19 protein-coding genes and 1 other RNA gene are annotated in these 19,599 nt (G+C 39.5%); 9 read left to right on the forward strand and 11 right to left on the reverse strand.

The annotated features are described in order from the left end of the window. Positions 1 to 63: 63 nt before the first annotated feature. From NMG88_RS04630 to NMG88_RS04645, 4 genes are all read left to right on the forward strand, one after another. The gene (locus NMG88_RS04630; protein ID WP_042152223.1) at positions 64 to 1,245 is read left to right on the forward strand and encodes a DUF58 domain-containing protein; all 1,182 of its coding nucleotides are present in this window, start codon (positions 64 to 66) and stop codon (positions 1,243 to 1,245) included. A 128-nt stretch (positions 1,246 to 1,373) separates the two neighbouring features. Next, a complete protein-coding gene (locus tag NMG88_RS04635) occupies positions 1,374 to 1,736 on the forward strand; it encodes a ferredoxin-thioredoxin reductase catalytic domain-containing protein (RefSeq protein ID WP_026786549.1) in 363 nt (120 codons plus the stop codon). Positions 1,737 to 1,834: 98 nt separating this feature from the next. Next, positions 1,835 to 2,248, forward strand: coding sequence for a DUF309 domain-containing protein (locus NMG88_RS04640; RefSeq protein WP_026786548.1), 414 nt, complete (start codon positions 1,835 to 1,837; stop codon positions 2,246 to 2,248). Between the two features lie 161 nt (positions 2,249 to 2,409). Continuing rightward, positions 2,410 to 3,483 (forward strand): D-alanine--D-alanine ligase family protein, encoded by a 1,074-nt coding sequence (locus NMG88_RS04645; RefSeq protein WP_026797839.1) that lies wholly within the window; start codon positions 2,410 to 2,412, stop codon positions 3,481 to 3,483. 56 nt (positions 3,484 to 3,539) lie between these two features. Here the strand turns inward: NMG88_RS04645 and hpsU are convergent, their stop codons facing one another. The 5 genes from hpsU to NMG88_RS04670 form a co-directional block, all read right to left on the reverse strand. Continuing rightward, entirely contained in the window at positions 3,540 to 4,106 is a 567-nt protein-coding gene (gene hpsU, locus NMG88_RS04650) for a hormogonium polysaccharide biosynthesis acetyltransferase HpsU (protein ID WP_026786546.1), read from the reverse strand. Positions 4,107 to 4,109: 3 nt separating this feature from the next. Then, positions 4,110 to 5,036 carry a glycosyltransferase family 2 protein gene (locus NMG88_RS04655; protein WP_026797840.1) on the reverse strand — a complete coding sequence of 309 codons (927 nt, stop codon included), beginning with the start codon at positions 5,034 to 5,036 and terminating at the stop codon, positions 4,110 to 4,112. 44 nt (positions 5,037 to 5,080) lie between these two features. After that, complete coding sequence (locus NMG88_RS04660; protein WP_254035149.1) at positions 5,081 to 6,025, reverse strand: glycosyltransferase family 2 protein; 945 nt, start codon at positions 6,023 to 6,025, stop codon at positions 5,081 to 5,083. Positions 6,026 to 6,089: 64 nt separating this feature from the next. Further along, positions 6,090 to 6,698: a DUF3611 family protein gene (locus tag NMG88_RS04665; RefSeq protein WP_026786543.1), complete on the reverse strand. Its 609-nt coding sequence runs from the start codon at positions 6,696 to 6,698 to the stop codon at positions 6,090 to 6,092. Between the two features lie 128 nt (positions 6,699 to 6,826). Beyond that, a complete protein-coding gene (locus NMG88_RS04670; protein ID WP_042152227.1) occupies positions 6,827 to 7,864 on the reverse strand; it encodes an AI-2E family transporter in 1,038 nt (345 codons plus the stop codon). 18 nt (positions 7,865 to 7,882) lie between these two features. Between NMG88_RS04670 and NMG88_RS04675 the strand changes: the two genes are divergently transcribed. Further along, positions 7,883 to 8,842: a WD40 repeat domain-containing protein gene (locus NMG88_RS04675; RefSeq protein WP_042152228.1), complete on the forward strand. Its 960-nt coding sequence runs from the start codon at positions 7,883 to 7,885 to the stop codon at positions 8,840 to 8,842. A gap of 64 nt (positions 8,843 to 8,906) precedes the next feature. Here NMG88_RS04675 and NMG88_RS04680 read toward each other — a convergent pair whose 3' ends face one another. Together NMG88_RS04680 and pyrG are read right to left on the reverse strand one after the other, a co-directional pair. Next, the gene (locus tag NMG88_RS04680) at positions 8,907 to 9,326 is read right to left on the reverse strand and encodes a hypothetical protein (protein WP_042152231.1); all 420 of its coding nucleotides are present in this window, start codon (positions 9,324 to 9,326) and stop codon (positions 8,907 to 8,909) included. Positions 9,327 to 9,574: 248 nt separating this feature from the next. Continuing rightward, positions 9,575 to 11,245 (reverse strand): CTP synthase, encoded by a 1,671-nt coding sequence (gene pyrG / locus NMG88_RS04685; RefSeq protein WP_042152234.1) that lies wholly within the window; start codon positions 11,243 to 11,245, stop codon positions 9,575 to 9,577. Positions 11,246 to 11,517: 272 nt separating this feature from the next. On the opposite strand from pyrG, the gene psbP reads away from it, so the two are divergent. Together psbP and NMG88_RS04695 are read left to right on the forward strand one after the other, a co-directional pair. Continuing rightward, positions 11,518 to 12,063, forward strand: a complete 546-nt coding sequence (psbP, locus tag NMG88_RS04690; RefSeq protein ID WP_254035150.1) for a photosystem II reaction center PsbP — start codon at positions 11,518 to 11,520, stop codon at positions 12,061 to 12,063. A 9-nt stretch (positions 12,064 to 12,072) separates the two neighbouring features. Next, positions 12,073 to 12,696, forward strand: coding sequence for a Maf family protein (locus tag NMG88_RS04695; RefSeq protein WP_235751087.1), 624 nt, complete (start codon positions 12,073 to 12,075; stop codon positions 12,694 to 12,696). Positions 12,697 to 12,821: 125 nt separating this feature from the next. Here the strand turns inward: NMG88_RS04695 and NMG88_RS04700 are convergent, their stop codons facing one another. From NMG88_RS04700 to NMG88_RS04715, 4 genes are all read right to left on the reverse strand, one after another. Further along, positions 12,822 to 13,829, reverse strand: a complete 1,008-nt coding sequence (locus NMG88_RS04700; RefSeq protein WP_043938612.1) for a homogentisate phytyltransferase — start codon at positions 13,827 to 13,829, stop codon at positions 12,822 to 12,824. A 134-nt stretch (positions 13,830 to 13,963) separates the two neighbouring features. Then, entirely contained in the window at positions 13,964 to 15,328 is a 1,365-nt protein-coding gene (gene glmU / locus NMG88_RS04705) for a bifunctional UDP-N-acetylglucosamine diphosphorylase/glucosamine-1-phosphate N-acetyltransferase GlmU (RefSeq protein ID WP_254035151.1), read from the reverse strand. Positions 15,329 to 15,388: 60 nt separating this feature from the next. After that, positions 15,389 to 16,267: a tRNA (5-methylaminomethyl-2-thiouridine)(34)-methyltransferase MnmD gene (locus tag NMG88_RS04710; RefSeq protein ID WP_042152244.1), complete on the reverse strand. Its 879-nt coding sequence runs from the start codon at positions 16,265 to 16,267 to the stop codon at positions 15,389 to 15,391. A 45-nt stretch (positions 16,268 to 16,312) separates the two neighbouring features. Beyond that, on the reverse strand, positions 16,313 to 18,238 hold the full coding sequence (locus tag NMG88_RS04715) for a CHASE2 domain-containing protein (RefSeq protein ID WP_235751090.1): 1,926 nt from the start codon (positions 18,236 to 18,238) through the stop codon (positions 16,313 to 16,315). A 196-nt stretch (positions 18,239 to 18,434) separates the two neighbouring features. Between NMG88_RS04715 and rnpB the strand changes: the two genes are divergently transcribed. Together rnpB and rnc are read left to right on the forward strand one after the other, a co-directional pair. After that, positions 18,435 to 18,798: RNase P RNA component class A (gene rnpB / locus NMG88_RS04720), an RNA gene on the forward strand. A gap of 54 nt (positions 18,799 to 18,852) precedes the next feature. After that, complete coding sequence (rnc, locus tag NMG88_RS04725; RefSeq protein ID WP_042152247.1) at positions 18,853 to 19,587, forward strand: ribonuclease III; 735 nt, start codon at positions 18,853 to 18,855, stop codon at positions 19,585 to 19,587. Positions 19,588 to 19,599: the final 12 nt, after the last annotated feature.

Below are 19,599 nucleotides of genomic sequence, written 5' to 3' on the forward strand. Positions count from 1 at the left end.
GTCGGCTTTGTAAAAATTTTGTAACCCAACCCTAATCTCCTTTGTCCTCAATTACTTTTGATCATGAAAAAAAATCGGTTTAAATTACAACGTTGGTTAGAATCTCATGCGGTAACTCCTGATTATAGTGGTGGATTACTGATCGGATTATCTATATTTTTCTTTGGCTCCGCTACTAATACCATGGCGGGATGGTTATATGTGATTAGTGGAATTAGTTTTGCTTTATTAGCCATCGGTGCAATTTTACCCCAACGTTCTTTATTAGCCCTAACCATTAAACGAGAAACCATTCACCCCGTAAGTGTTGGAGATGATTTAACCCTAGAATTAACAATTGAAAATCATACTAATCAGCCTAAAACCCTGATTCAAGTTCGAGATTTATTACCCCCCAGTTTAGGAAAATCTACCACAGTTATTGAATATTTACCCCCCCATCAATCTCGTCCTTATGTGACTTATATTCCCACCCAGAAACGCGGAATTTATCATTGGATGGGAGTGCAATTAAGAACCGCCACACCCCTAGGATTATTCTGGTGTAGTCGAGAACGAGAAGCACCCGCAACGGCGATTGTTTATCCGTTAGTTTTGCCCTTAACTACTTGTCCGATTATTGATGAAATGGGGCAGGATTATAACCCGAATGTCTATAAAAATCGTCAATTTCAAATGGCAACCGAAGGCATTACCCGCACCTTAAGACCCTATCGTTATGGTGATGCTACCCGTTTAATTCATTGGCGTTCTAGTGCGCGTTATGGAGAATTACGGGTCAGGGAATTGGAAACTTCTAATGGCGGTCAAGAAGTTATTATTGGTTTAGATAGTAGTTTTTTCTGGCAACCCGATGATTTTGAACAAGCCGTAATTGCCGCCGCTTCTTTATATTTTTATGCGTCTCACAGTCAATTAAATGTGCAGTTATGGACGGCAAAAACTGGACTGGTTTCTGGTAATCGAGTGGTTCTGTATACCTTAGCAGATGTTCAGTATGGGGAAGATAGAGTTATAGAAAATTTGCCTAACTTGCCGATAATTTGGTTAACTCAAAATCCCGAATCTTTAGAAAAATTGCCCAGGGCAAGTCGTTGGTTGCTTTGGCAAAATTTTTCCGCCCCATTGCCTCAGAAAAAAAACGATAACCCCGGCCAAAAGTTAGCTAATTTGGGATTAGAAATTATTCCAGATCAACCTCTAAAATCTCAACTGCAATCTTCCTTGAGAAAATCAAATTTTTAGTCTATTAATCAGGATGAATTAATTTTTTTTTCTGTAATTTCATTGATCCTGTATCCTGTTATTTTCCAAATTGACACCCCTTGCGGTAGAATTAAAATAGTATTGTTATACAAATTACACGCCGATCCATGACCCCAGAAACTAACGATAAATTATCCACTCAAAAGAGCTTAATGGCGATGAAGCAGTTCTCCGAACAGTATGCCGTACGCACGGGAACTTACTTCTGCGCCGATCCTTCGGTAACTGCTGTGGTAATTGAAGGTTTAGCTAAACATAAAGATGAGTTGGGGGCGCCTCTTTGTCCCTGTCGTCATTATGAAGATAAGGAGGCTGAAGTTAAAAATACCTTTTGGAATTGTCCATGTGTTCCCATGCGAGAACGCAAGGAATGTCATTGTATGTTATTCCTAACCTCTGATAATGATTTTGCTGGAGATCAACAAAAAATTTCCCTAGAAGAAATTGAAAAAGTTCGCTCCACCTTGTAATAATTTTATCTAGTTTTGGTGTTAGGTCTTTGATTTTAGGGGGGATAGAGTTAGTAAATTCTGACTCATATCTAGTTTTAGGTTAGGAGTTTAAATCCATGCAAGAGGAAATTCCCAAGGCGTTTTGGCAAGGAGTTGAAGAATTTAATCAACAACAATTCTATGCTTGTCACGACACTTTAGAGGCTTTGTGGATGGAAGCACCACAACTGGAGAAAAAATTCTATCAAGGAGTTTTACAAATCGCTGTCGGGTTGTATCATTTAAGCCAAAAAAATTGGAAAGGATCTGTTATTTTGATGGGGGAAGGATTGGCAAAGCTAGACTATTATTATCCTGATTATAGTGGGATTGATGTAGAACAGTTGATGGATGAAACAAGCCAACTTTTAAAAGCATTACAAATAGCTGGATCTGAAAAAGTAGAGGAGTTTTTACCCTTGATAGAGCCTCAAGGTATTGTCCAGGGTTTGAAATTACCGAAAATTCAAAAAATTAGACATAGGGAATAGGGATCACGGATTTAACAGGATTTCACGGATTTCACGGATTTTAATCTGTGTTAATTTGCGTAATTCTATTGAATCCGTGATCGATAATGGGTTAATAAATCAACTATTAACTCTTAAACTGATAACTGATAACTGTTTACTGATCACTGATTCCGATGGCTATGACTAAATTACGGGTGGGATTATTATTTGGTGGGTGTTCTGGTGAACATGAAGTTTCGATTAGTTCTGCTAGAGCGATCGCCAAAGCCTTAACAACTGGTGAAAATACAACTCGATACGAACTGATACTCGTATATATTCAAAAAAATGGGGTTTGGAAAGATAGCGATATTGCTCAACAGGTTTTAGAGTCAGGAAAACCTCTATTAATTACCGATGAAGCTCAACGTCGCGATCGCATTCCTCAAGATATTAATTTATCAGAAATTGACCTTTGGTTTCCGATTTTACACGGCCCCAATGGAGAGGATGGAACTATTCAAGGGTTATTAACTTTAATGCAGGTTCCCTTTGTGGGGTCTGGGGTATTGGGTTCGGCGATTGGGATGGATAAAATTGCGATGAAAATGGCATTTTCTCAAGCGGGTTTACCTCAAGTTAAATATAAACTGGTGATGCGATCGCAAATTTATTCAAACCCCTGTATTTTCCCAAAATTATGTGATGAATTAGAAGCGGAATTAGGTTATCCGTGTTTTGTGAAACCTGCTAATTTAGGTTCATCCGTTGGCATTTCTAAAGTCAGAAATCGTCAAGAATTAGAAACTGCTTTAGATAACGCAGCCAGTTATGATCGACGGATTATTGTAGAAGCGGGAGTCATTGCTAGGGAAGTAGAATGTGCCGTATTAGGAACAGATAGACCCAAGGCTTCTGTAGTTGGAGAAATTACCTTTAATAGTGATTTCTACGATTATGAAACCAAATATACCGAAGGCAAAGCCGATCTATTTATCCCAGCAAAAATTAGCGATGAAATTGCTAATAAAATTAAAGAAATGGCTGTTGAAGCATTTTTAGCCGTCGATGCAGCCGGGTTAGGACGGGTTGACTTTTTCTATGTGGAAAAAACTGGAGAAATTTTAATTAATGAAATTAATACTCTCCCTGGTTTTACGGCTACGAGTATGTATCCTCAACTGTGGGCTGCAACGGGGGTTTCTTTCCCTGAATTGGTGCATCAATTAATCCAATTTGCCTTAGAAAGACATTCAGAAATTAAACGGGATTAAAACTAAAACTAGGAGAAAAACAGACCTCTTAATTCCCTATTCCCTATTCCCTTAAATTAGTGCATCGGTCTGGGATAACAGGGACGACAGGGAGAACCGATACAAACTTGGTCGGAGGGCATAGTTTTAAATACACTACTACGCGCTCCAATCACTGAATTTGAACCGATTTTAACCCCTGGCCCAACAAAACAATCCATACCTACCCAAACCCCATTTTCAATATCAATGGGGGCTGTTTTTAATTCAAACTTAGGATCTTTAATATCATGACCTCCGGTGCATAAATAGCTTTTTTGGGAAATAACGCAATGTTCTCCCACGGTAATTTCATCTAAACTATAAAACACCACATCATCCCCAATCCAACTATAATTCCCGACGGTGACTTTCCAAGGATAGGTAAATCGGGCTGTGGGACGGACTATCACCCCCTGACCAACTTTACCGCCAAATAATCGTAGGATTTGACAGCGAATTCCATTAAAAGGATGTAAGGTGAGGGGAAATGCGATCGCTTGTACTAACCACCATAACAACACAAACCAACCCGGTTTTCCCCGATCAAAATTAGATTGATCATATTGGCGTAAATCCACAAAAGTTGTTTCTTCTTGCAACATAAATCAATGGGAAATGGGAGGTTTATCAGGTTTTGGGGTGACATTTAATTGACCGCCAAATGTACGCAATTCAAATAATTTCACCCCGATTTGATATTCATATTGACTTAAAAGACGGCCATAAATATATCCGGCTTTGCCATCTAAGAATCCCAAGCGGATGACATAAAATATAATAAACCTTAATAGGGGTTTAAAGGGTAATCTCACCCAAATTTTCTTTAAGAATCGTTTGCGTTGAACCGAATCCCCAAATAGATCAGCACCAATAGTTTTGCTGTCATCTGTCCCCATCAAAGTATTATAATAAACCCGAGCTTCCCAATTAGAATAACGATTATGGCGTTCAATCCAGTGGAATAAATCTCGAAAATCTTCATGGAGCATATCATTTTTCAGATATCCCACTTGACCGGAAGACATGACAACGTGCTCATGAACTTCATTATCCCCAGTATTGGGAACATCTTCCGTATTTAAGTTTTCATAACGGCCTAATTTATGCTTAAATAAACGTAAATTCCAGTCGGGATATTTGCCCCCATGACGCACCCAAGTTCCTAAAAAGAAGACCCGACGATTAATATAATATCCTGTATATTCTGGGTTTTTGATTACTTCGGCAATTTCATCCCAAGACTCAGGAGTAATTCTTTCATCACCATCTACAATTAACACCCATTCATTTCTAAAGGGTAAGGTTTCTAATGACCAATTTTTCTTTTTCGGCCATCCTCCTTTAAAATAAAATTGAACCACCTTAGCCCCATAATCTTCGGCGATTTCTACACTGCGATCGCTACTTTGGGAATCAACAACAAAAATCTCATCAGCCCGGGCTACACTAGCTAAACAGGCAGGTAAATTAGACTGTTCATTTCTAGCAGGAATCAATACAGAAACCGGAAGTTTGGAGGGATTAGAATTCATAATTAAACTTAACAATAGATAAAATGATTGACCACGATTGCGATTTATTTTTGAGAATTCTCTCGTTTAGATTCAGAATGAACTAAACCACAAATTGCAGCACCCAAATAGCCGATTTGACCATAAGCATACACGAAATTATCAAATCGTAAGGCAGGATTACGAAAATATTTAAGGGTTTTGTATAACCCTCGGATAATGCGCTCCCCACCTCGTCCGAGTTGTACCATTCCATCCCGCCCTGCTAACTGTTCCCGATAACATTCGCTAATGCCTTGCCACCATCCCCGCTCCATAAACCAAGCTCTGTTGACCCGTTCCGGTGCAACATGGTGGGCAACTAACGCTTCAGGAACATAAGCGACTTGCCAACCTTGTTGGAGGGCGAGTTCAGTCATCTGTAATTCTTCGTTAGATAATAACCGTTTTCCCACCCGACCTAAATTGACATCAAAACCGCCAATTTTCTCTAAGAAACTGCTACGGATGGAATAATTTAACCCTCTGGGTGTCAAACCAGGATTTTGAATTTCAACCCACTGGTCTCCCAAATTGTATTCACCCAAATTTCCGGCTAAATTATCAGACAACCAAGGTGGGGGAATGATTCCCTCTGGCCAAATCAATGTGACTTTCCCCCCAGCGATCGCCAGTTTCGGGTGATTTTCATAAGCTGAATATAACACTCTTAACCATTGAGGTGTAGCAATAGCATCATCATCTAAATAGGCAATAATGGGGCTTTGGGAGTTTTTTGCCCCTGTATTACGAGCAACGGATAACCCCGTAACTGGTTCATAGATATATCGCAGTTTAGGATTTGGAAGACGGCTTTCAACTACTTGACGAGTTCCATCCGTTGAAGCATTATCAACAACAATAATTTCAAAATCACTAAAATCTTGTTGCAGTAAACTATCAATCGCTAAACCCAAATATTGTTCTCGATTGTGAGTACAAATAATCGCAGAAATAAGGGATTGTGACATAAATTATACTCCATTATATTGCTTAAAAACAAGGTGCAATCGGTTAATAAATACAGAGTATGTATTAGGAATTAGACTGATGGGAACCGACGCGAGTTAATAACCACAAACTCACGATAATTCCGATTACCTCCGCAGCCATGGCACTTAGCATAGCCTGAATTGCAATTAGATTGAACGGAGTGACAATAGAACCCGGATTCAAAACCGTTGTCCCCGGAGTTGGAGTCAGAATTTTAGACCCTCCTGGGGGTAAGGTTAGCATCCGATACAATAAGGTTCCCACAATTAAGAAACCTACTAAAATTACACAGATCATACCGATAAGATTAATCACAATTCCAATCCATAGGGCATGAACTACTTCTGCTTTCGGGGGGCGTTCATTCGGGTCTTCTAATTTACCGCCAATTTGAGTGTATCGGAAACACCAATAAATTGTAAAAATTAAAGCAAATAAACAGCCATATCCTAAAACTATAACCAAGGCCGAATTTTGCGAATTAGAAGGAGAAGCCGGTCTCAAAAACAGCACAAAAATTAAAAGCAATATGGGAATGATTGCTAAGATAGATTGCACCCAAAACCCCAGATAACCCAAACGACGAAAATCTTGGGCAATTTCATGAATATTAGGAGAATTTGAGTCATAGTTTAGATAGGGGTCAACCATTTTTTTCCTTGGGTAATTTAAAAAGAGGGAATAGGGAATAGGGAATAGGGAATAGGGAATAGGGAATAGGGAATAGGGAATAGGGAATAGGGAATAGGGAATAGGGAATAGGTAAGAGTTGACCTCCTCTAATCACCTAATTTCCATTGATCTAATAAATCATTGAGTAAAAGTTCTTGAATCCAAATTTTACTAACTACGGTTAAGGGTAAAGCTAAAACTAAGCCTAACACGCCGAAAAAGGTGGCAAAAAAGATTTGGGCTATTAAGGTGATCGCGGGTAACAGATCGACCTGTTTTTGCATGACTAGGGGACTAAACCAATAGCTTTCTAAGTTTTGAATAATAACGTATAAGATAATCACTGCCAAGGCTTTCCAGGGTGTATCTAATAAGGCAACCGCAACGGGAAAAACTACGCTAGCTGTTGGCCCAATATTAGGAACAAAGTTAAAGATTCCCGCTAATAGGGCGTGGGCAAAAACAAAGGGAACCCCCAAAATTAATAGACCAATGGCACTTAAAACTGCCACAAAGGTGGAAGTAATCACAATACCCCCCATCCATTGCAACAGGACTATTTCACATTGAGATAGAATATAATCTGTCCGATTGCGATAAAATGAGGGAAATAGACGCACAAATCCTTGACGATAGGACAAAGGATCTGCTAATAACATTAAGGTAAATATTAATACTAATACAAACTGTAAAAAATTGCCAATCGAGTTAGAAAAGAACGCAAAGAAATTTCCCAATAGCTTTTGAGCTAGGGGCCCAACTTGTTGCGCTATTTGAGTAACATTCGGCAGTTCAATATTCAGATTCGGAAGCCAAGTTGGAGGATTCTTAATCAGATTATTCAGCCAAATCAGAAATTTATCGTATCCGACGGGAACCAGTTTAATTAGTTCTTGAAATTGACCCCAAAATGGAGGTAAGACTACACTAATCAACACCGCACCCATGATCGTAATTAAAGTCAGTGACAACAGAACAGCCCACCCTCGCTTGAGTCCAAGCCGTTGTATCCGACGGACTAAACTGTTAATCGCAATTGAGAAAACAACCGAGGTAAACACCAGCAGTAAGATCTGCCTAAACTGCCATAGAATAATTAAAGCAATAATTAAACAAAGAAACCCGATCCAGTCTGCTAGTTTCAAGAGATTAACTCCTTCAATATGCTACAGCCTCAACTTTCAAATTGGGAATGTTACAATACCCTTCCTATCCATTCCGATGCAGTCCGAGTGGTGGCGATTAGTTATGATGGCCAACTTCTAGCCAGTCGCAGTGATGATACCACTTTACAACTCTATAACTTAAAAACCCCCTGCCAGCCTATCATTCTAGCTGATAATTTAGACCGAGAATATCAGGGTTATGGGTTAACATTCAGTCCAAATTCTCCCATACTAGCGATTGAATCTGACAAAAATGTTCATCTTTGGAATGTAATTACCCGTCAAAATCAAGTATTGGACTTAGGATTATCGGTTCCGATTTGTTCCTTAGCCTTTAGTCCTAATGGTCAACTTCTAGCTGCGGGAAGTTTTGATGGCATAATTGGGTTTTGGGATTTAACCTCTAATCAACCCCTCCCCCCTTTAAAAGCCCATTTCTTTCCGATTTGGTCATTAGCTTTCAGTCCCGATGGTTTGACTTTGGCTAGTGGGAGTGGAGATGGCACAGTAGGATTATGGAGTTTAGATCACCGACATTCCGATGCTCTTTTAGTCGGTCATTCCTTCCCTGTTTGGTCAGTGGCTTTTAGTCCCGATGGTTTAACCGTAGCCACAGGGAGTGAGGACAAAACTATTAAACTCTGGTGGCTGGAAATTGGCCAGGAGTTAGTAACTTTCCTTGGTCATACGGGTACTGTGGAATCCCTGGTTTTTTCCCCAAACGGTAAAATTTTAGTCAGTGCTAGTCAAGATCAAACCTTAAAGCTATGGCAAATTAGCCCAAATTTACAGGTCGGAAACCAATCAGACCCGATTCAGACCCTCACTGGTCATACAGGTGGGATTGGGACGGTGGCTTATAGTCCTTCTGAAGATTTAATTGTCAGTGGAAGTACGGATGGAACAATTAAACTTTGGCGACAAGGGGGAGTAGGGGAGGCAAACTCTTTCTATTAACCATTAACCATTAACCATTACCTATTACCCATTACCTATTACCCATTACCCATTACCTATTACCTTATGGTAAAGAATGTCCGGTTTTGTTATGAATAAAATCTAAAATTTTAGAATAGGCTTCAGCATTGGTTTGAGGGTTAATAATAACGGGTTCTTTACCATCGGGAAGCCAAAATGTAATACGTTGGCTGGTATCAATTACAAAGGTATTAAGACGATTCAAGTCAATAATATATTCATGACGATCATAAAAAATTTTAACCCAATAGTTCGTTGGGTAATCGGTTGTAATTCTTTGAATATACCCCAAAATATCCTCATAGGTTTTGGGATTAATTTGATGGTTAATAATCATTTGTTTGCCATTAGCTGGCAACCAAAACGCAATCCGTTTGTTAAATCCAGACGCAAACGCACTTACACTATCGAGATCAACGAGATAGGTTTCTCGCTCATAATTCATTTTGATCCAGTACGCCACAAAACCTCCTCAGACCTGTGAATCCTTCCCGGGACTCAACTCACTTGTAAATCGGATCAACAGACCAGAGGACAATGATCGCTTACCCATTCTGTATGATTATAGAGTAATTAACGATCAGATAGGATCAAAATCTCCCCTGAAATTAGAAATTGATGCCCCTGCTCTTTCTTTCTGACTAAGTTAACAATTTTAGGATAATTCAGCCTAAGAATTAAACAGGGAATTAAAATGCAACGCGGTCGGGTCTAATTGTCCATGGGTAGGGTGCTGTCCTTTAGGTTGGGCGGAGATTCTAATAAATGGGTTGCTGCGGCCACAAATCCTTGAAATAGAGGGTGAGGACTATTTGGCCGGGATTGAAATTCGGGGTGAAATTGGGTAGCCACGAAAAAGGGATGGTTGGATAATTCAATAATTTCTACTAAACGGCCATCGGGAGAGGTTCCACTAATCAGATATCCAGATTCTAAGAATAGTGTTCGGTAGGCATTATTGAATTCATAACGATGACGATGGCGTTCATAAATAACTTCCTGTTGATACAGTTTAAACGCTAAAGTATCCGGTTGTAAGCGGCAGGGATATAATCCTAAACGCATGGTTCCTCCCAAGTCTACTACATCCTGTTGTTCTGGTAATAAATGAATTACAGGATTAGGGGTTTGGGGATCAAATTCAGCACTATGCGCCCGCTCTAGTTTGGCAATATGACGCGCCCATTCAATCACAGAACATTGCATTCCTAAACATAACCCCAGGAAGGGTATTTTATGTTTTCTGGCATATTCAATCGCCATAATTTTACCATCGGTTCCTCGCTGTCCAAACCCGCCAGGAACGACAATTCCTTGCACATTTTTGAGATAATTTTCGGGATTATTCCCCTCAATATCTTCGGAATTAATCCACTCTAAATGTAATTCTACTCCCTCCTGAATAGCCGCATGACGCAGGGATTCTACCACCGATAAATAGGCATCGCTCAACTGAATATATTTACCCACAATTGCAATTTTGATTTGAGAGTGGGGGAGAGGACATTTTGTATTTATATCCCGATGATAAAGCCGATCAACTAAAGTTTGCCATGCGGCTAAATTCGGTTGCCGTTGTTCTAATTGTAACAGTTTTAAACTCTGTTCGGCAAGTCCTTCTTTCTCTAAAAGTAAGGGGACTTCATAAATACTATCTGCATCGGGGGAAGTAATAACACAATCAGCTTCTACATCACAAAAACCAGCAATTTTTTCTTTAATTCCGAGGGGAATTTGGCGTTCACAACGACAGACTAAAATATCTGGTTGAATCCCAATTGATCGTAATTCTTTAACCGAATGTTGGGTCGGTTTGGTTTTCATTTCCCCCGCCACACCAATCCAAGGAATTAAAGTAACGTGCAGATAAATAACATTTTTCCGACCCACATCCTTCCTAAATTGACGAATTGCTTCTAAAAAAGGTAGGGATTCAATATCACCAACGGTTCCCCCAACTTCCGTAATTACCACATCAGGATTCGTGTTTTTTGCCACTCGATGAATCCGTTCTTTGCATTCATTAGTAATATGAGGAATGACTTGAACCGTACCTCCTTGATAGTCTCCCCGACGTTCTTTATTAATCACCGCTTGATAAATAGCCCCGGCCGTGACACTATTAAGACGGGACATGGAGGTATCGGTGAAACGTTCATAATGTCCTAAGTCCAAGTCCGTCTCCGCCCCATCTTCGGTCACAAAGACTTCGCCATGTTGAAATGGACTCATGGTTCCAGGGTCAACATTAATATAGGGATCGAGTTTAAGAATGGATACGGAATAGTTCCGCGACTTGAGCAGACGTCCTAAACTAGCGGCAACAATTCCTTTACCAATACTCGATACTACCCCACCCGTGATAAAAACAAACTTAGTCATAAAAAATTACCTGAGCGTCTCCAATGCTCTATCAATTGTGCCATAAAACCTGACAAAAATTTGAGATAAACTACCAAAAGTAGTAAGCCCTTCAGGGCTTCTTAATTCTTGATCTATAAACCCATAATTAATCATAAATTATCCGATAATTCTAACTCCAAATTAATAAAAATTGAAACCAAAAGCCCGAATAATGAGAAAATAGGAAAATTGGGATCACCCTGATCACAACAAAATGCACTCATTCACGATTTTATGAGGAAAAAGATCAAATGTTCAAACGAATTTTAGCAATAGCTTTAGTCTGTTTTAGCCTGAGCTTAACAGGTTGTATATCCGTTGGCATGGGATTAAATAGCTTTGTGGATACCGCCGATGGCTATGAATTTATCTATCCTAACGGATGGACACAGGTGAGTGTTGCTAACGGCCCCGATACGGTACTACACGATATGATTGAACAAGGTGAAAATGTTAGTGTGGTAATCAATCCGGTTTCTAATCCGAATCAAACCCTCGCAGAAATTGGCACTCCCACTGAGGTAGGATATACATTGAGTAAAAAAGCGATCGCCCCAGAAGGTTCAGGACGTACCGCAGAACTAATTAATGCAGAATCCTTTGAAAAAGGATCAAATCTTTATTATTGGTTAGAATACGCGGTACAACTTCCGAATGAACAAAAACGGCATGACTTTGCTAGTGTTACTATTAGTCGTGGAAACCTATTTACATTAAATGTTTCCACTACTGAAAAACGTTGGGAAAAAACTCAACAACTTTTAAAACAAGTGGTGCAATCTTTTAAAGTTTATTAATTGAGTTTCATGAATCAGCCCAATCGAATCACATTTATTTTAGCTTCTGCTTCCCCGGCGCGTAAACGGTTATTAGAAACCATTGGGATTCAGCCGATTATTCTCAAAAGTGATTTTGATGAATCCCAAATCGCAGATTCTAACCCTGTAGAATTAGTCCAAAAACTTGCCCAATGTAAAGCAGAAGTTATCACCCAAAGATTAATGAATCAACCTAAAAATGATGGGGAAATTCTATTGGTTTTGGGGTGTGATTCGGTTTTGGCTGTTGGGGGAGAAATTTATGGCAAACCTGCTAATATTGAGGAAGCGATCGCCCGTTGGCAAACCATGCGGGGTCAATTGGGACAACTGTATACGGGTCATGCTTTAATTAATGTTTCTACTGATCAAATATTAGTCTATTCTCAAACCACTAATGTCTATTTTGCTAATATTTCCGATAGTGAAATTAAGGATTATGTTGATACCGGAGAACCTTTAAATTGCGCTGGATGTTTTGCGATTGAAGGCAAGGGCGGTTTATTTATTGAAAAATTAGAAGGATGCCATACCAATGTGATTGGATTAAGTCTACCTTTATTAAGAAAAATGATCCAAGAATTAGGATATAATATTACTAACTTCTGGTAGCAACGCCCGCGCCAAATTATTAAACCACAAAGACACAAAGACATTAAGAGGATGATCCGCCCATCACTACACAAGGGTAATGATAGGCGATCGCTATTTAACCTATTGTCGCGCCATCATGATCTTCAAACGATCTTCAGGTTTAATGAAATGGTCGTGGTAAGCACCGAAAGGGGAAAGATTAAATATTCTAGGAAAAACAGTTTCCAAATAAATTGATAAAATCCGGTAATTGATTGTTTATCGCTTAAATCAATTGTTTGACTGCGCCACCATAATACTGTTAATAATATTAAATGACTGAATCCTAAAAATATGGGATTTAAGGAAGATTGTAATAGAAAACTCCCTAGAATCATTCCTAAATAACAAACAGTGATTATCCATAGAGATAAATTAAATACTGTTACGGTTCCTAATTTTATGGTTAATGTGTTAATCTGGAATTGGCGATCGCCTTCTAAATCAGGAATATCTTTGAAAATTGCGATCGCAACGGTAAATACTAAAACAAATAAGGTTAACGCCCAAACTGAAGGGGGAATTATCGGAATTGATGATATTGATTTTGCTGATAAAATCCAACTTAGGTGTAAATATAACCCTAAATTAACGATAATTCCTCTAACGGTAAAAATACAAAATGCCGCCCAAAATGGAAACCGTTTTAAACGAATTGGAGGTAAGGAGTAAGCTGTCCCCAATAGCAAACTAATTGTCACCATTCCCAATAAATAATAGCCTTGAAACGCTGCAATAGTTAAAGCTAAAATTCCGGTTATTCCGACAATCATTTGAGCTTGAAACTTGGAATATTCCCCCGATGCTAAGGGTAAATTGGGTTTATTAATCTGATCAATTTCAATATCTTCAAGTTGATTTAATCCAACAATATAAATATTACCAAAAATACAAGCTAACCAACTCCAAAATAAAGCTAGTAAACTGAAATTAAAACCAGGAAATTGCCTAAACTCACTAATAGCAATTAAATACATCCCCAACACACTTAAAGTTGTGCCAATAATGGTATGGGGACGGGAAAATTTCCAAAAATAGTATAACCCTGGAAAATTTTGTTGTATCAAATTAGGGGAAGAAATCATCACAGAGGGAGAAGAAGTTTTAGTCATATTAAAGCAGGGAACAGGGAATGGGCGATCTCAAACCCCCCGTGCACGAGGGGTTTGGGGGGGAGGGAACAAAGAATAGGATATCTAATGCCATCCTATTCTTTGGTAATTTCTCCTCCCTAATTCAATTAATATTATTCCGGTGATTCTAGTCGCCAACCGGGTTTAATTATTTGACGTTCCCGGGCAATGGCTAAACTATCATCGGGGACATCATCCGTAATAGTAGAACCTGCCGCCACAGTAACATCATTTCCCAAGGTTAGAGGGGCAACTAAAACACTATTTGCTCCGGTTTTTGTCCGGTCTCCGATTGTTGTTCGGTGCTTTTTCACCCCATCATAATTAGCGGTAATTGTTCCCGCCCCAATATTAACCTTATCTCCTAATGTGGCATCTCCTATATAAGATAAATGGGAAATATTAGTCCGATTTCCTACTTCGGTATTTTTTAATTCTACAAAATTCCCAACCCGACATTGTTCACCAACTTTTGCATGACCTCTTAAATGGGCATAGGGGCCAATACGGGTTCTATCAGCAACAACACTATCAGAAACGACGGAAAACTGCACCGTAACATTTTTTCCAATCTGACTATTTTCAATTAAACTTCCTGGGCCAATTCGACTTCCAGTTTGAATAATTGTATTTCCCCGTAGGTGAGTTTGGGGTTCAATAATCACATCGGTTTCTAACTTGACCGTATCATCAATGGTGACACTATCGGGGTCAATAATTGTTACCCCCGCCGCCATCCAATCGGTTTTCACCCAATCTTGCAAAACCCTATAGGAATTAGCCAGATGTTTGCGACTATTAACCCCTAAAATTTCTCGATAATCTGCGACATCCACCGCCATCACTTTATCTAAATGATGCACCGTATCGGTGAGATAATATTCCTGTTGATCATTATCGGCTTTCAGGTCGGGTAAAATTTTGGCTAACTGCGGCCAATTAAAACAATAAACCCCGGCATTAATTCGATGATTTTGCCGTTGAGCATCGGTACAATCCCGTTCTTCAACAATTTGATTAACTAAATTTTGACTATCACAAAATACCCGACCATATCCGGTAGGATTAGGAAAATGGGCAGCTAATAATGTCGCCCCGTTTCCATTTTCTTTGTGGATTTTAATTAACTGTTCTAAAGTGTCAGGACGTAATAAGGGAACATCCCCATTTAAAACGAGTAAATCTCCGGTAAAGTCTTTTAAATAGGGCAGTAATTGTTGAATTGCATGACCTGTCCCTAATTGTTCGGTTTGTTCAACAAATTCTAAACCAGGTTGCGTATCCGTTTTTTGCAGACTATCACGAACTAAATCGGCCCCATAGCCTACAATTATTAATCTACGGGAGGGTTGCAACTGGACACAACTCTCTAAAACCCGTTGAACTAAAGTGCGTCCTCCCAACTGATGCAGAACCTTGGGAAGATCAGATTTCATGCGAGTTCCGCGTCCCGCCGCTAAAATTGCTACCGCTACCATTTACTGTTTGGGTGTCAATTGTAAGTTATAGACACGATCATCGCATCCTCAAGTATCTTTTCACAAGATGGACTCACTGCGCCATCGTTTCTTCCAATGGGAGGTGGGTTCCAGGGTACAGGTGTCTTGTTCAGCTTGACGTCGCAGGATAATCACTTCTGCAATATCGGATAAACTGGGATCTCGATAGGGGACGGCGGCGCGGGTTTTCAGGTGTTCTTGTTCTTTGGGACAGAGGGGGGGTAAATCCCTGGGGTCGAGACTAGCCAGGGTTCCGGGTGTGCGTCGCCCTACAGGGGGGGTATAACTAATGTGTAGCCCCGCCTGGATTAAGGCACTTCTAGCCGTCGCGGAACAGGAATAGGTAGCCAAATGTCCCTGGGGTTTGAGACATTGGGCGACTAGGGTTAAAAATTCTACTGTCCACAGTTGGGGACAATGGGCGGGAGAAAAGGGGTCAAGAAAAATTGCATCGGCTTTAAACCCAGAATTGTAAACGGTTGAAATAGTATTTCTAGCGTCGCCAATGATTAAATTAGCGTTAAATAATTCTGTTTTTAGATGCTGATTTTGGGCAATTTCTTTTAATATATCCTGAATGTAATTAGGATAGGCATTGAGTAAATTATATTCTAAGGCTGATTGGGGAATTTGTTGATCAAATTCCAAGCCAATCCATTCTATTTTACAGTTAGGATTGACTTCCCAAATTGCGGTTAATGCTGCTGCTGTATTATAACCTAAACCATAACAAATATCAAGTAAATATAGGGGAGATGTTGCGGCTTTTTTTCTTAACTGTAAGGGTTCTACAAACTTGCATTCTGCTTCCTGTTTTGCGCCAAAATGACTATGAAATAATTCTCTAAATTCCGACGAAAAAAAGGTAAAGGAGCCATCGGCAGTTAATTGGGGGGTTAATTTTTCCTGTTCGGTCATTTTTTTATCCTCTGATTTTTTATTTATATAATTAATTTATATTTGCTATTTTTTCCAGCCAATAACTAGATAAATGTCAACCATTTGATGTTTTCCTTTTAGTGGAATTAGTCCCCAAGATTCCACCTCAAAACTATCCGCAATATATTCTAAAGTTTGAGCAGCAATTAAAATTCGACAAATGCCCGATTGTCGATCTTTTTCGCAGCTTTCTAAACGAGAAGCAATATTAACACTATCTCCTAATAACCCATATTCTAACCGTTCTTTTCCCCCCAAACTTCCGGCGATAATCGGGCCTGTAAAAATGCCAACTCGCATGGCAATTTCAGGAAAGTTGCGGTTTTTCCAATCTTGATTTAACCGTTTTAAATGGTCTTCAATTGCTAAAGCACAGGCGACGGCATTATAAGCATCTTTAGCAATGGATTCTTGGGTTTTACGAGCTAGAGGTACTCCAAAAGCTGCCATAATTCCGTCCCCAGTAAACTTATTAATAATACCATGATGGGTTTGGACACATTGGGTTAAAACAGATAAATATTCATTTAACCATTCTATCAAGATTTCTGGAGGCATTTCTTCAGAAACGGTACTAAAATTTCTAATATCACTAAATAGAATAGTAGCAATTAATTTTTGACCGGGTAACTTTCCATCTTCTAATAAACGATCGCGACTATTCCATAAAGCATTGGCAATTTCCGGTGAGGTATTTTGTCCTAATAATCGCATCACAATTTGTTGCTGACGTTGGGCTTGAAATGCACGATAACCAATAACAGTACCACTGGTAAATATAAGGGCTAAACTCGGAGTTGTGGTGGGAACCCAACGGTTATGTAAAAATAGGAAAAAACTTAATCCAAATAAAACACCAACTAAAAATGGATTTCCTAGGGTAATAATTAAAAGATTTCGACTTGACCAAGCTAAAGTTGCTCCGATTAAACCCCAACTACAAATCCATAAAAATTCTCCCCATTGTTCCCAAAAAATAAATAAATCGCGCTGACCTGAAACCGCATCTAAAATTTGACTCACCATTTGGGCATGAACTAAAACTCCTGGCATTTTAAAGGCATTTTTTTCAGCCGGACTATAGGGAGTTAGAAATACATCTTTGCCACTAGGAGCTAATGTACCAATTAAAACAATTTTATCTTTAATCCAACTTTCGGGAATGGTTTGATCTAAAAATTGTGTTAAACTAATCATCCTGGCAATATTATTGGCAGAGCGATAATTTAATAAAATTTGATAACCTCGATCATCAATGGTTTGATAACCACCAGAATCTCGAGATAACGGCACAAATTCAGCCTTTCCCCAGGTAATAAAATTAGGATCTATCTCACTATTATTTGGTGTAATTCCTTGATTAAATAAATAATGTAATGCCATTCTTAAAGAGAATGAATAAAAAGTCCCATCTGGGGTACTAGCAAACATCAAATTTCGACGAACAACATTATCGGGGTCAAGCAATAAATCATTAAAACCGACTCGTTCATCAGAAATATTAGGCGGTGCCGGGATTCTTTTAATTTCACTATATCCTAAATTACTAATCACAATCACATTATCGGAAATTTGAAGTTGTTTCTGAAATTTATCATATCCTGGTTCATATCTAATGTCACGATAAATATCTAAACCAATAACTTTAGGTTGATATTTGGATAGTTTTTCTAATAATCGTGCAATCACTTCATCGGACAGGGGCCAACGCTCAAGTTTTTGAATATCTTCTTCGGTAATTCCGATTACTACTAATCGAGGATCAGCGGCTAAAGCCGGATGTAATCTTACCATTTGATCATAAGCAACTAATTCTAAGGGTTGTAACCAACCTAAATAATAAATTCCCAAGAGTATAGATAACACAAGAATTGTGGCGATAATTACGGCAGAAATCTCCGATAGATCAAGCCATTTATTACTCAATTTATTAATTCTTAAAATACTCACAATAATCAGTTATCAGTAAACAGTTATCAGTCATCAGTCATCAGTGAAATAAATAAAATCAGGACTTTACTAATTAATTAATTATAACTTTAGATTGCCTCCCAACTGAGTAGAGACGCGCCAATAGCCTACGGCACGCACGTCTTGACACTGATAACTGATCACTGATTTTGCAGTAGTATAGGAGAGGGGGGTTCATAGTGAGCGTAGGTGATTACGGACTCGATAGAGTCTGAGGAAAGTCCGGGCTCCCGAAAGACCAAACTTGCTGGGTAACGCCCAGTGCGAGCGATCGTGAGGATAGTGCCACAGAAAAATACCGCCTTCGGGTAAGGGTGCAAAGGTGCGGTAAGAGCGCACCAGCAACGTCGTGAGGCGTTGGCTCGGTAAACCCCAGTTGGGAGCAAGGTCGGAGGAACTAGGGTTGGTCTTTTTCCCGTTCCGTGAATAGTGGTACCGCTAGAGGTGTTTGGTAACAGACATCCCAGATAGATAATCGCCGTTGGTGTGCTAATTTTAGCCACCGATAACAGAACCCGGCTTATGTCTGACTCTGAACTCCCCTTGATTTGATGCCCCTACAGTGAGTCCCATTTTCTATTGACCCAAAATCTATGACTATTGGCTATCCAAATCGAAAACGCCAGTTACAAAAGCTGATTCAACGTTTGGGACTCTCGGATCATGTCCAGATTCGATGGGATTTGTTAGATTTAGCCTTAACTCACCCGACACTCTCAGCCGAGGCTAATTATGAACAATTAGAGTTTGTCGGGGATTCCGTGGTGAGATTAGCAGCCTCTGAGTTACTCTATGAAGTTTATCCTGACTGTCCGGTGGGAGAATTTGCCGCGATTCGTTCGATTTTAGTGAGCGATCGCACTTTGGCTGAAATTGCCGATCAGTATGGATTTGGTACATTTTTACTCGCAGCCGGAAGCGCGATTCGGGACAAAGCGGGGGAAGAATCCCGTCTGGCGGACTGTTTTGAAGCGGTCTTGGCCAGTTTATATCTGAGTAGTCAAAATTTAACCTTAATTCGTCCCTGGTTAGATTCCCATTTTTGTGATCGCGCTGCCAAAATTATTCGTGATCCAGCCCGAAATAATTATAAGGCGGCTCTACAGGAATGGACACAAAGCCATTATAAAGTTTTACCTGAATATAAAGTCCAGCAAAATCGCCAAATTCATAACGATGAGGGGCGTTTTACTGCGGTGGTTTGGTTACAAGGTCGTCAACTGGGGGAGGGAACCGGACGTTCAATTAAAGCGGCGGAACAGGCGGCGGCGGAAGTGGCTTTTCTTTCTGTTGTAGAAACTCAAAAAACTGCCGGAATTAAGCGATAAAAACAGGAAAAA

Origin of the sequence: Planktothrix agardhii, assembly GCF_904830935.1 — a bacterium.
In the GTDB taxonomy this organism is placed as follows: Bacteria; Cyanobacteriota; Cyanobacteriia; order Cyanobacteriales; family Microcoleaceae; genus Planktothrix; species Planktothrix agardhii.